At 59.5% G+C, this 11,260-nt stretch carries 12 protein-coding genes and 5 pseudogenes; 12 read left to right on the forward strand and 5 right to left on the reverse strand.

What is annotated here, in order from left to right; genetic code table 11:
- The 7 genes and pseudogenes from MESS2_RS29275 to MESS2_RS29295 form a co-directional block, all read left to right on the forward strand.
- Nucleotides 1-425, forward strand: a 425-nt coding sequence (locus MESS2_RS29275; protein ID WP_040594333.1) for a TCP-1/cpn60 chaperonin family protein, incomplete at its 5' end; no start/stop codon positions are given.
- 169 nt (nt 426-594) lie between these two features.
- Nucleotides 595-960: a 4a-hydroxytetrahydrobiopterin dehydratase gene (locus MESS2_RS29280; protein WP_040594336.1), complete on the forward strand. Its 366-nt coding sequence runs from the start codon at nt 595-597 to the stop codon at nt 958-960.
- 145 nt (nt 961-1,105) lie between these two features.
- Nucleotides 1,106-1,312, forward strand: a complete 207-nt coding sequence (locus MESS2_RS34300) for an antibiotic biosynthesis monooxygenase family protein (protein WP_083918721.1) — start codon at nt 1,106-1,108, stop codon at nt 1,310-1,312.
- Nucleotides 1,313-1,389: 77 nt separating this feature from the next.
- On the forward strand, nt 1,390-1,791 hold the full coding sequence (locus tag MESS2_RS33715; RefSeq protein WP_244440118.1) for an NAD(P)H-binding protein: 402 nt from the start codon (nt 1,390-1,392) through the stop codon (nt 1,789-1,791).
- Nucleotides 1,792-1,810: 19 nt separating this feature from the next.
- The gene (locus MESS2_RS33720) at nt 1,811-2,311 is read left to right on the forward strand and encodes a Rossmann-fold NAD(P)-binding domain-containing protein (protein WP_244440119.1); all 501 of its coding nucleotides are present in this window, start codon (nt 1,811-1,813) and stop codon (nt 2,309-2,311) included.
- 63 nt (nt 2,312-2,374) lie between these two features.
- Complete coding sequence (locus MESS2_RS29290) at nt 2,375-2,638, forward strand: hypothetical protein (RefSeq protein ID WP_008878312.1); 264 nt, start codon at nt 2,375-2,377, stop codon at nt 2,636-2,638.
- 1,312 nt (nt 2,639-3,950) lie between these two features.
- Nucleotides 3,951-4,966: pseudogene (locus MESS2_RS29295) on the forward strand (NAD-dependent formate dehydrogenase).
- Nucleotides 4,967-5,162: 196 nt separating this feature from the next.
- Here MESS2_RS29295 and MESS2_RS29300 read toward each other — a convergent pair.
- Nucleotides 5,163-5,360: pseudogene (locus tag MESS2_RS29300) on the reverse strand (NAD(P)-dependent oxidoreductase); the annotation flags it as partial.
- A gap of 75 nt (nt 5,361-5,435) precedes the next feature.
- Here MESS2_RS29300 and MESS2_RS29305 point away from each other — a divergent pair.
- Together MESS2_RS29305 and MESS2_RS33725 are read left to right on the forward strand one after the other, a co-directional pair.
- A complete protein-coding gene (locus MESS2_RS29305; protein WP_008878317.1) occupies nt 5,436-6,008 on the forward strand; it encodes a helix-turn-helix domain-containing protein in 573 nt (190 codons plus the stop codon).
- On the forward strand, nt 5,965-6,444 hold the full coding sequence (locus tag MESS2_RS33725; protein ID WP_083918723.1) for a transposase: 480 nt from the start codon (nt 5,965-5,967) through the stop codon (nt 6,442-6,444). Before MESS2_RS29305 ends, MESS2_RS33725 begins: the two co-directional genes overlap by 44 nt.
- On the opposite strand, the pseudogene MESS2_RS34305 reads toward MESS2_RS33725, so the two are convergent.
- Nucleotides 6,430-6,897: pseudogene (locus MESS2_RS34305) on the reverse strand (dihydrodipicolinate synthase family protein); the annotation flags it as partial. The gene MESS2_RS33725 and the pseudogene MESS2_RS34305 overlap by 15 nt on opposite strands.
- A 132-nt stretch (nt 6,898-7,029) precedes the next feature.
- Here MESS2_RS34305 and MESS2_RS33140 point away from each other — a divergent pair.
- From MESS2_RS33140 to MESS2_RS29325, 3 genes and pseudogenes are all read left to right on the forward strand, one after another.
- Nucleotides 7,030-7,698 (forward strand): DUF6496 domain-containing protein, encoded by a 669-nt coding sequence (locus MESS2_RS33140; RefSeq protein WP_209436142.1) that lies wholly within the window; start codon nt 7,030-7,032, stop codon nt 7,696-7,698.
- Between the two features lie 148 nt (nt 7,699-7,846).
- Nucleotides 7,847-8,314 (forward strand): YbhB/YbcL family Raf kinase inhibitor-like protein, encoded by a 468-nt coding sequence (locus MESS2_RS29320; RefSeq protein ID WP_008878321.1) that lies wholly within the window; start codon nt 7,847-7,849, stop codon nt 8,312-8,314.
- Nucleotides 8,315-8,316: 2 nt separating this feature from the next.
- A pseudogene (locus tag MESS2_RS29325) lies at nt 8,317-9,796 on the forward strand (FAD-dependent oxidoreductase).
- Here the strand turns inward: MESS2_RS29325 and MESS2_RS31800 are convergent.
- The 3 genes and pseudogenes from MESS2_RS31800 to MESS2_RS29340 form a co-directional block, all read right to left on the reverse strand.
- Nucleotides 9,750-10,091 carry an RES domain-containing protein gene (locus tag MESS2_RS31800; RefSeq protein ID WP_008878323.1) on the reverse strand — a complete coding sequence of 114 codons (342 nt, stop codon included), beginning with the start codon at nt 10,089-10,091 and terminating at the stop codon, nt 9,750-9,752. The pseudogene MESS2_RS29325 and the gene MESS2_RS31800 sit on opposite strands and share 47 nt — an antisense overlap.
- Nucleotides 10,081-10,296 (reverse strand): annotated as a pseudogene (locus tag MESS2_RS29335) (hypothetical protein); the annotation flags it as partial. The pseudogene MESS2_RS29335 and the gene MESS2_RS31800, both read right to left, overlap by 11 nt.
- A gap of 595 nt (nt 10,297-10,891) precedes the next feature.
- Complete coding sequence (locus MESS2_RS29340; RefSeq protein ID WP_008878327.1) at nt 10,892-11,095, reverse strand: CsbD family protein; 204 nt, start codon at nt 11,093-11,095, stop codon at nt 10,892-10,894.
- Nucleotides 11,096-11,260: the final 165 nt, after the last annotated feature.

The following is an 11,260-nucleotide window of genomic DNA, read 5'->3' on the forward strand; positions in this document are numbered from 1 at the left end:
TGGAAGAAGGCATTGTTCCCGGCGGCGGTGTTGCGCTGTTGCGCGCCAGGTCGGCTCTGGCCGGGCTGACCGGCGCCAATGCCGATGTGACTGCCGGCATTTCGATCGTGCTGAGGGCGCTCGAAGCGCCGATCCGCCAGATCGCCGAGAATTCCGGCGTCGAAGGCTCGATCGTCGTCGGCAAGCTCTCCGAAAGCAAGGATCACAGTCAGGGTTTTGATGCCCAGAACGAGATCTATGTCGACATGATCAAGGCCGGCATCGTCGATCCGGCCAAGGTCGTTCGGACGGCCCTGCAGGATGCCGGCTCGATTGCCGCGCTCCTGATCACCGCTGAAGCAATGATTGCGAACATGCCGCAGAAGGATGCGCCCGCTATGGGTGGCGCAGGAGGTATGGGCGGAATGGGCGGAATGGACTACTGAGCGGCGCCTGAAAACTATAGCCAGGACGACGGAAGGCCAGCGACGCGGGGACATGCGAGCCGATATCTCGGCGATCATCGGTTCGCTCGACATCGTGTTCGGGGAGATCGATCGATAGGCGCTCGTCGCTGTCGTTTTTGCTGCTAAAAATAGTCTTGGAGACAGGAACATGACCGACACTCTTGCCGAGAAAACATGTACGCCTTGTCGCGGCGGCGTCCCGCCGCTCACGCGTGATGAAGCCCAACGCTTTCAGGCACAGGCTCCTGATTGGGAGCTGGGTGACGATGCCCACCGCATCCAGCGGAGCGTTCGATGTCGCAATTTCCGGGACGCGCTCGCCCTTGTTCAGGAGATAGGTGAGCTCGCCGAAACCGAGGGCCATCACCCCGACATCAGCTTCGGCTGGGGTTATGTGACGGTTTCCCTGAGCACCAAGAAGATCAAAGGACTGCACGAGAACGACTTCATCATGGCGAGCAAGATCGATCGGGTGCTCGATCGCTCGGGGCGGCCCCTCGACCGCCAGCAGTGACACGGCAAATCCATTGCCAATCAAGTGAGGTCGTTTATGCCACACATCCGAACCGACAATCAGCCTGTCACCCAAATCACCATCGTCGTTTCTGAACCGGACAAGCAGGCCGAGGCATTGTCCGTCATGACCGAGCGAGCGCGCTATGGCGCGCCAGCCTGGCTTCATCTCAATCCGCCTGCATCGCAGTCTCGACGGGCGGCGCATCGTCAACTATGTCCAATGGCAGAATCGCGATCTTCTGCGATCGGCTCATCAGTCGCCGGAATTCCGCAAGGAGTGGGGTCATTTTCGATCAGTTGACGGACAAGATCGATCCCAATCTGTACGAGGTAGCCCATGTGATAGATAGTGGTCAGCAGGCGTGCCGTCCGCGTGACCTGAACCGCCGGATCGAGACGGCTGACATGAGCTGATAAAGTCTAAGCCATGGCTTCCATGAACCATCGCGTCGTCACCGTGTTCGGTGGAACCGGGTTTCTCGGCCGCCGCGTTGTTCGGCATCTCCGCAATGGTGAGTTTTTCGTTCGGATTGCATCAAGACATCCGGAACGGGCCAAGAAGTTGTTTGGTTCTGATGATCCGCAACTTCAATCGGTCGAAGCCAATGTCCACGATGAGCGGGCGATCGCCGATGCACTTGCCGGTGCTTACGGTGTTGTAAATGCGGTCAGTCTTTATGTCGAACAGGGACAGGAGACCTTTCATTCCGTGCATGTCGAGTCAGCCCCGGCGGGTTGCAGCTCAAGCACACCAAGCTGGCGTCGAACGGCTCGCTCACGTTTCAGGAATCGGCTCCGATGTTGCCTCGCCGTCGCTCTACATCCGTAAGCGTGGCGAAGGCGAACTGGTGGTGCGTACAGCGTTTGCTGACGCCACTATCATCCGCCCGGCGGTGATGTTCGGACCGGATGACGCGTTTCTCACCATTGTCCTCAAACTTCTCCGCCGGCTTCCAATCTATCCGATGTTCGGTCGCGGCCTGACGAGATTGCAGCCGGCCTATGTGGGCGATGTGGCAGAGGCGACCGCAAGAGCGCTGCAGGGGACGGAGACGCATGCGATCACGTACGAGTGCGGCGGTCCTCGCGTCTACTCTTACAAGGAATTTCTCAGAGCCGTTGCGCACGAAGCCGGTCTTAAGCCCAAACTGATTCCAATCCCATTTGCCGCTTGGCACGCGCTGGCTTGGTTCGCCGAAATGCTCCCGAGCCCGCCCGTCACTCGGAATCAAGTGGAACTGATGCAGGTCGACAACGTGTCATCGCCGCAGATGCCGGGATTTGGAGAACTTGGAATTTCGCCGTACTCGGTCGAGGAAATGCTCCAGGAGATATTGTGGGATCACTGATTAAAGAGCTTCTTCGGCTAGTGCGCTCCCGCCAAGGGGAACGACAAGGGCAAGGTCGAGGGCATGGTGAAGTATTCCCGCTCGAACTTCATGACGCCGATACCGGCGGCGGCGAGCGTCGATGAGGCTTCAGTCTATCGTCTGCTCAGGGCGCACGACCTGATCAACAGTCCGGCCTTCATCGTCATGAAGGCTGCCAACGAGTTCAAATTGAGTCGTATGTACCAAACCGGCACACTATATATCGGTGGTCGCCTGCACCTTCCCGGCAAGCCGGCGAGTGGAAGAGACCACCACGCTTTCGCCCAACCAAGGGAGAAGCGATAATGACGTTCAATGACTCAGCGGACTCAAAGCAGCTTTCAATACTGGCCACAGTGGTCGATGATTATTGCCATCAGGCCGGGATAGCAGTGGGCGATCAGGCCAGGGAACGTCTTGGCCGTCAAAGGTTGGCCTGCCGTCCTCTTGTGCCGACCAAGCCGCATCGCTGATCTCTGGCGCTGCTCCCTCTCCTGCGGATCACCCGTCGATGTCGCCGCAACGCTTCCCCCAACGAAAAACACCGCAGGAGCGGGGCTTCTAGTATTTTTCGGCGCGGGCTTACGGCTCCACTGAAAACAGTGGCGGAGCAGTTAGGCGACAGGGCCAGCGTCTGCCGTTACGGCGAGTCAGGATATCGTTGCATCATCGCCGTTCCGAGCCGCGTCGAACGCGACCGGTCGATTGATGACATTGCTGACGGCAGAACCAGCGAGTGTGCGCGTCACGGAAGCCGGAAAGCAGCGGTCGTTCAATTGCGGAATTCGGATGGAATTGTATCGACTCCGACTATCCTTGCACACCCTGCAAAGCTGCGCCGATGGCGCTTGCAAGGACGACAGGAAAACACCACCTATACACTAATAGCGAACAAGAGCTGGAAACGTCGGTTCAAGTCCGACGGCCCCGACCAAATCGGGGTTTCGTCTAGGGTAGGACACCACACTTGGTAAACGCCGCTCCCTTCCGGTCGAGCGGCGTTTTCGTATCTTCTGTAAAAAGGCAATAAACGGCCCGCATTGTGGAAAGGCTAGCCCTGTAGCGCTGGCTAGTGCGTCCGCAACTCGAACTTGATCAGGACTTGCATAAGCTGCCTGTCTGTCTCGTCACGTTCGCCATTTCCAGGTGACATCGGTGAGCGTTGCGAACGGCTTGGCAATACCGTCTGAGCGGCAAGCAGTGCGAGATTCGTCTGCTTGATAAGCGCTGACTAACAGGTTGTTTGCAATCTTTGGGGGGATGCAGAAGCCCTTGAGGCCTGCGAAATCGGAGCCTGTCAGTGATCATGATGCACGGTGCCCAACCTCGGCAATTCTGAAGTGTCCGCATCAAGCATTTGTTGTCAGCAGACCGTGCGCGCGGTCTGAAATAAAGGAACTCGAACGCTGCACCAGTGCCGCCCGCAGCACTTGAAACCATGCCCGGGTCTTCCATGTAATACGCAATAGCGCACAACTTTTCGAATGAGGAAGCGCCGGCAGATGAGTCTGCTCGCCACCAGCAATTCAACAGCGCATCGCCGTGCCGACCATCGTTGGCCGGCAGCGTTAACAACAGAGCGTCTTCCTCTTCGTTGTCAGACGAAGGGAGATACACAATGGCAAAGGTCGTTTGCGTCCTCTATGACGATCCGGTCGACGGTTATCCGACAAAATATGCGCGCGATGGTTTGCCGAAGCTCGACCGCTATCCCGGCGGCCAGACACTTCCCACGCCGAAGGCCGTCAACTTTGAACCGGGGGTCTTGCTCGGTAGCGTGTCGGGCGAACTCGGCCTGAGGAAATTTCTCGAAAGCGCGGGCCACAGCCTGGTAGTGACCTCGGACAAAGACGGTCCCGACAGCATTTTTGAACGCGAGCTCGTTGACGCCGAAATCGTGATCTCGCAGCCGTTCTGGCCGGCATATCTGACTGAAGAACGAATAGCCAAGGCAAGCAGACTGAAGCTTGCGATCACCGCCGGCATCGGATCCGATCATGTCGATCTTCAGGCCGCCATGGACCGCGGCATCACGGTCGCCGAGGTGACTTACTGCAATTCGATCAGCGTGTCCGAGCATGTGGTTATGATGATCCTGGGGCTCGTGCGCAACTACATCCCGTCCTACCAGTGGGTCGTGAAAGGCGGCTGGAATATCGCCGACTGCGTCGCACGCTCTTACGATATCGAAGGAATGCAGATCGGAACCGTCGGCGCCGGCCGGATCGGCAGCGCGGTGTTGCGCCGGCTGAAGCCGTTCGACGTCAAGTTGCACTACACCGATCGCCACCGCCTGCCTGAGGCGGTCGAGAAAGAACTTGGCGTCGCCTTCCACCAGGATCCCGCATCCATGGTCGGCGTCTGCGACGTGGTCACGATCAATGCGCCTCTGCACCCGGAGACGGCATGACGCCGCACATTTCAGGGTCGTCGCTCTCCGCCCAGGCGCGCTACGCCGCGGGCACCCGCGAAATTCTCGAATGCTGGTTCGAAGGCCGGCCGATCCGTGAGGAATATCTGATCGTCGATGGCGGCAAGCTCGCCGGCGCTGGCGCGCATTCCTACAGCGCCGGCGACGCCACCCGCGGTTCGGAAGAGGCAGCACGCTTCAAGGCCAGGAGTGATCCGAGCTAGATCGATTTCCGCTGCGCTCGACTCGGACGAGAACAAGACAAGGGTGACGTTGGGGGCAGATCGACATGGGTTCTGCTGCCAAGGTTGACGAAAAGACCAAGGCCGAACTTAAGAAAAATTGGACGATGCTGGCCGGTTTGAAAAAGTCCGCTAAAGAAGATTGATGTGTCCGTGCCTCTGATTAGCGTTCACACGCGTGATGCGGCATCGATCGCCACGGATGATCCTTGGGAGCCGGCTGCGGGAACCAGACATCGCCGGCATAGCCAGCGAGTTGGCCACTCTCCAGCGCGCGGGCGATGGCATCGCGATTGCAGATCTTGCCCCGCGCCGTGTTCACCAGATAGGCGCCGCGTTTCATCCTGGCGATCATCGTCTCGTCAAAGAGGTTCTCCGCTAGTCGCTCGCTTCAACCAATTCGTAACGATTTGGTGATTCGCTATGATCGCATCGAACGACGGAGGCGAGCATGGCTGGAAGGGAAATCGCGGTAAAGAAGTATGTGGTTCGGCTGAGCGCGGACGAGCGCGAACAGCTTGAAGCGCTGATCCGGAAGGGCAAGAGCCCGGCGCGGCTTCTGTTGAAGGCACGGATATTGCTGAAGGCGGATGCTTCGGAGGCCGGCGAAGGGTGGAGCGACAGCAAGATAGTCGAGGCTCTGGAGACCAACACGCTCATGGTTTATCGGGTGCGCAAACAATTGGTGGAAGAGGGCTTTGAGGCTGTGCTGCGCCGCAAGCCTCGCGCGACGCCGGCCGTGCCACCGATTTTCGACGGCGAGAAGGAAGCCAAACTGATCGCCTTGGCCTGTTCCAGGCCTCCGAAGGGACGCGCGCGCTGGACCTTGCGGCTGTTGGAGAACAAGGTGGTGGAACTCGGCATTGTCGAGCGCGCCAGCGACTCCACGATCGGTCGGGTTTTAAAAAAACTCTCTCAAGCCGCATCGGCGCCAGTGTTGGGTGATCCCGCCGAAGGCCAACAGCGCGTTCGTCGCGGCCATGGAGGACGTGCTGGCCGTCTACACGCGGCGACACGATCCTGATTACCCGCTGGTCTGCCTGGACGAGACCTCGAAGCAGCTGATTGCCGAGACGCGCCTGCCGATTGCCATGAAACCGGGACGCCCGGCCCGGTTTGACCATGAGTATGCGCGCAATGGCACCGCCAATCTGTTCATGCTGTTTGCCCCGCTCGAGGGCTGGCGCCACATCGAGGTCACCGATCGCCACACCGCGGTGGATTATGCTCACGTGCTGAAGCAACTGGCCGACATCCACTGCGCCGATGCCAAGCAAATCGTTCTCGTCCAGGACAATCTCAATATCCACTGCAAGGCGTCACTTTACCAGCCCACTCTCCCAACGCGCGAAATCTCGCACCATCCATGCACGCTCCGGCATCGGCACTTCCGACATCGGCGGGAGCACGCGGTTCCAGGTTGGCTCGGCGTTCACGGAGGCCAGTATCGTTTTCACTGACGCGGGGAATGGCCGTCGAGAGAGAATGAAGTCGCCTGAGAGGAGCGCCGGCACTACCTTGCGGCGATCGAAGGCGGTGGGTGCATCGAACATCGCCCGCATCAGTCGCGGCATTGCGTTTCCAAGGCCGCATATCGTCCCGCGGGCACCAGCCGCGAGCGCCTGCGGAAGATGGGTCTCCGAACCTGTATAGATGGAGAGGTGGGAGAACCGGCGGATAAGAGCCTCGGTAAAATCGAAATCACCGCCACTGTCCTTAACGCCTGTGATGATACTCGGATAAGCTTCGTCCAGCCGCCGAATGACGCGCGGCGTCACTGGCACGCCGCATATATCCGGAAAATGATAGAGGCATAGCCTCAGGTCAGCCCGCGCAATGCGGTCAATGACAGTAGTGTAGAACCGGAATGTGCCGTCTTCAGTAATGCCGCCGCGATAAACGCAGGGCGGCATTAGAAGGAGGCTGTCGACCTGCCGGTCGAGCGCATGGTGGGCGAGCCTGACGGAAGCAGGTTAGGCAGGATCAATTGCGGTCCTGATGCGTTGAGTACGTTGAAGTACACGTCATATCCGAGAATGGACGCGATGCCGGACAGAAAAACCATTGAGAAGGCGCGAAAGGAAAAGCGCGAAGGCAAGTCTCCGACCACGCAGGCCGGCGAGTTCACCCACGAGGAGATCGAGAAGGTTCGACGGAGTGAGCATGGCGCGCGCTCGACCAAGCAAGCAATCGCCATCGGTCTTTCCGAGGGACGTCGGACCGGGGTCGACCTGCCGCCCCCCACGAAGGGCAAGGTTAAGGAGAGCACTCGTGAGGGCGCCGAATATGCCTACGAGGTCGGTCAAGGCGAGCGCACTCCTAAACGCCGCCCGAATGTCTCAAGGGCGGTTTCCCAGGTCCCCAAGCACGAGCCGAAGAACACGGCATCACACGAGGCGCTCTCACGGCAGACCAAGGCGGCGGCATCGCTCGCGGAAGAAAGCAGGCGGCGGAGAAAGCCGCCAAGACGCGTGCGCGTCAAGCATAATTGCGTGGTTGCTCGCCACGACAATTCGGAAAGACGGTCTCCGGCTGAGGAAATAATCTCGCGCAAAGCTCATTGGTGGTCTGCACTGTCTTGTCGAAAATATCGAGGCCGGTTGCACTCATCATCGCCTCCAGATGAAGAAATCGCCGACACGCCCGCTGCGGGTAGAACACCTGACCGCGAAGATTGTTTCTCCGTCGATGAATTAATGAACGCCGGGAATTAGTGAACGCCGACGCGGGAGCCGCAAGGAGGCAAAAAGCGGCCCGCCGCCAAAGAGTGTCATCGCTTCAAAAAATGTAGCGGACAGTCTGTCCGGAACATGAGCGGTCCGTCGTTGTTATTCAACAATACAGACATGGAGATCAGCGACTATGGCCTTTACCCTCGAGAGTCCGGCCTTCGCCCATGGTGAAAGGATACCGCCGAGACATTCTCGTGATGGCGAGAATGTCTCGCCACCGCTGGAGTGGAGAGATGCTCCGGCGGGAGCCAAAAGCTTCGCCTTGGTCGTAGAGGACCCAGACGCCCCTTCGGGTACGTTCCGCCATTGGGCGGTCTACGACATTGACCCGCAACGCAACATTCTGCCGGAGGGTACGACAGCGGGCGCCAAGATCGAAAGCCTCGGTCATGGCGTCAATGATTTCGGCAATCCTCATTATGACGGCCCCCAGCCGCCACGTGGACATGGCCTTCATCACTACCATTTCAGGCTTCTGGCGCTCGACGTGGAGACACTGCATCTCGACGAGAAAGCGCCGGTCGACGAGGTGATGGAGAGAGCCAAACCACATATGCTGGGGCAGGCCGAACTCGTCGGCACCTTCGAGCGGACCTGACCATGGACGCCGAACTTCCCGGCGCGGTGGGTAGTTGCTGGACAGCCGGTCTTTCTGCGCCTCGCTATCCAAGCCTGCAGGGCTCAATCCACGCCGAGACTGTCGTCATAGGCGCTGGAATCGTCGGTCTCACCACAGCCCTGCGCCTCAGGGAAGAGGGCCATGAGGTAGCCGTTGTGGAAGCGCTCGATATCGGCGGACAGGTGACAGGCCGCTCGACGGCCAAGATCACTACGCAGCACAGGCTGATCTATCGGCAGTTGATCGAGCTGCGAGGACGTGCGTTGGCGCAGGACTATGCCGACGCGAACCAGGCAGGGTGCGACTTGATCCGCGGCTGGGTGGATCGGCATTCAATCGCTTGCGACCTCCAAGATCGCGATGCCTTTGTCTATACGCGGGATCCGGACCGTCGCAATGATATCGAAGCCGAAGCAGCCGCAGCAAGGTCTCTCGGCCTGGAGGCGACGGTTCTCGACCGCGCTTTTCTACCATTCGAAACGGCGGCAGCCTTGCGCTTCCCCGGCCAGGCCCAGTTCAATCCGGCGAGATATCTCCATGGCTTGGCCAGAGCCTTCGTCAAAAGCGGTGGCTTGCTCTTCGAACGAAGCCGTGCTCGGCTGATCGACGAAGCGAGCCGTTGGCGCGTGGTCACGGACAACGGAACCGTTCATGCGGAGAACATCGTCATCGCCACGAACATGACCGTCAAGAGCCCGCTGGGCATGGCCCGGCGCACACAGCCGCGCATGCATGTGGCGATGGCGTTCCGGACAGATGACGCACATCTGCTGGACGGTATGTTCATCAGCCTGGAGGAGCCGAGCCGTTCGTTGCGGACGGGCAGCGATACGGATGGTCCATTGCTTGTCGTGCTGGGTCCGCGGTTCAATACCGGGCAGGATGGCGATGTCGCCTCGCGGTTCAGGGAGTTGGAAACCTGGGTACGCGGCTATTTCGATGTCGGCAGCGCAGCCTGGCGTTGGTGCAACGAGGACTACGACACGCCGGATCGGATCGCCTATGTCGGCGAACCCGACGCCAGGAAGGCACCGGGGTTCTATATCGCCACCGGCTTCAATGCCTGGGGTATCAGCAACGGCACGGCGGCCGGAATGTTGATCTGCGATCTAGTTGCGGGACAACGCAGCCGCTGGAAAGCGCTCTACGATCCCGCGCGTCCTGCTCCTGACGATTTCCATCGCGATGGCGACAGCCAGTCCATCGTCGCGTCAACCGATGAAATCGCGCCTGGACATGGCGGCGTGATCGAGAAGGACGGCGAAAAGATCGCTGTCTGCCGCGACGCTCAAGGCGGGTTGCATGTGCTGTCGGCAAAATGCACCCACAAGGGCTGCACGGTGACCTGGAACAATGCCGACCGGACCTGGGACTGTCCCTGATCATGGCTCGATATTTTCAGCGGACGGCTCGGTCATCCACGGTCCCGCCAAGAATCCGCTGGCGCTGGCCGTGCTCTGATGCCAACCAACACGACCGCTATTTTCCGGCCCTCGAACACGATACCACACAATGTGCCAACGTCCGCTTGAAGTCTGGAGGTAGGCGGCAAGCGTTGCCGAGGGACGATGCTGGCGCCCTGCTTGTATTCCTCCAGCGCTGCCTGGGTCGAATGGGACAAATAGAGCGCTTTGATGCCTGGCCGGTTGAAACGACCGCCGTCGATCGCCGCTCCCGCACCACTGGTGGGTAGGATGGCCCATTTGGGTGCCAGATAGCGATGGAAGATATCGTCCGGCCCGAGCGCGCCCCCCATCCTCAATATCCCGGATGTAGGCCCAGGACCGCTTCGACCTGACCGTCGGCGACGAACTCGGCCGCCGTGCGATGACAATAGTCAACGATCGGTTCGTTGCGATACCAGTAGATCGCCTTGTCGACGTCGCCGGTGAGCTCCGTCGCGGCCGAGATCACCTCCACCATCTCGCGCATCCGGCCTGCAGGCGCACCGATGACGGATTGGGGTGGATGACAAACCTGCTCTTCAATGAACGGCAGGTTTTGCCAGCCCTATGGCCGGCAATCTTTGGCGCGCTAGCAGATGTCATGTGCAGCACGTCAGATCGGCACCTTAAGGCGCACTCCAACTGTGCCCTGATTTGCCGATGGCCCAGACGATAACGGCCATCGTGAGGACAGTCAGGCCGCCGCCCATGACCACGGAGGTTATAACGCCATAGGCGCCCACCACGGTTGCCGCAGAACAGCACCTGCAGCAAATGACATCCGGAATGTCGAGACAAAACGTGCACCGCCGCCTACCATCGTTTCGGGCGCGGCATTGAACATCCAGACTACTAGAAAATCGCCGGATGCAGAAAACGACATCGCTGTCCGGTGCCTGCGGGGAGACCCGCCACGTCACCACCAGAGCAAACTGCCAGAGTTTCATATGCCCGATGCATCGCACTTCAACGGGGATCCGAGCTCGCTGACCATCGGAACTAGGCGCTCGCCCAATTTGGGATGGAGGCTGAAGTTAGAAGCCGCACCCGATACCAACGCAAGAAAAGGCGCTGCCGTCCGACAGCGCCCCATCTCCATCTAGCGCAATTCCTACCAGCCCTGCTGACCGTACCAGTCGTCGACATCCTTACGGACGCGATCCTTCTCGATACCGTAGCGTTCCTGGATTTTGCCTTCGAGCTGGTCGCGCTTGCCAGCGATCCGATCGAGATCGTCATCAGTGAGTTTACCCCACCGTTCCTTGATCTTGCCTTTGACCTGCTTCCAATTTCCTTCGACGCGGTTCCAATCCATGGTCCGTGACCTCCTTCGTTTTAGATCGAGGCGAACGGTTGTCCGGTCAGAAGGTTCCGCTCGAATCCTCAACCAGATCGCGTGACGCCTGGCTCATCGGCCCGCAGTTCGCTCGGCTGGGTGTCCTGTCGACCATCCCACATCACGCCTGAGGGATATGACGGA

Origin of the sequence: Mesorhizobium metallidurans STM 2683 (genome assembly GCF_000350085.1) — a bacterium.
In the GTDB taxonomy this organism is placed as follows: domain Bacteria; phylum Pseudomonadota; class Alphaproteobacteria; order Rhizobiales; family Rhizobiaceae; genus Mesorhizobium; species Mesorhizobium metallidurans.

Bases quoted from the DNA above. Each gene is read 5' to 3' on its own strand.
- MESS2_RS33140 (WP_209436142.1), top strand. From the start codon at position 7,030: ATGCCGGACAGAAAAACCATTGAGAAGGCGCGAAAGGAAAAGCGCGAA.
- MESS2_RS33715 (WP_244440118.1), top strand. From the start codon at position 1,390: ATGGCTTCCATGAACCATCGCGTCGTCACCGTGTTCGGTGGAACCGGG.
- MESS2_RS29290 (WP_008878312.1), top strand. From the start codon at position 2,375: ATGGTGAAGTATTCCCGCTCGAACTTCATGACGCCGATACCGGCGGCG.
- MESS2_RS33725 (WP_083918723.1), top strand. From the start codon at position 5,965: ATGGAGGACGTGCTGGCCGTCTACACGCGGCGACACGATCCTGATTAC.
- MESS2_RS29340 (WP_008878327.1), bottom strand. From the start codon at position 11,095: ATGGATTGGAACCGCGTCGAAGGAAATTGGAAGCAGGTCAAAGGCAAG.
- MESS2_RS29320 (WP_008878321.1), top strand. From the start codon at position 7,847: ATGGCCTTTACCCTCGAGAGTCCGGCCTTCGCCCATGGTGAAAGGATA.
- MESS2_RS29305 (WP_008878317.1), top strand. From the start codon at position 5,436: ATGGCTGGAAGGGAAATCGCGGTAAAGAAGTATGTGGTTCGGCTGAGC.
- MESS2_RS29280 (WP_040594336.1), top strand. From the start codon at position 595: ATGACCGACACTCTTGCCGAGAAAACATGTACGCCTTGTCGCGGCGGC.
- MESS2_RS34300 (WP_083918721.1), top strand. From the start codon at position 1,106: ATGGCGCGCCAGCCTGGCTTCATCTCAATCCGCCTGCATCGCAGTCTC.
- MESS2_RS31800 (WP_008878323.1), bottom strand. From the start codon at position 10,091: ATGGGGGGCGCGCTCGGGCCGGACGATATCTTCCATCGCTATCTGGCA.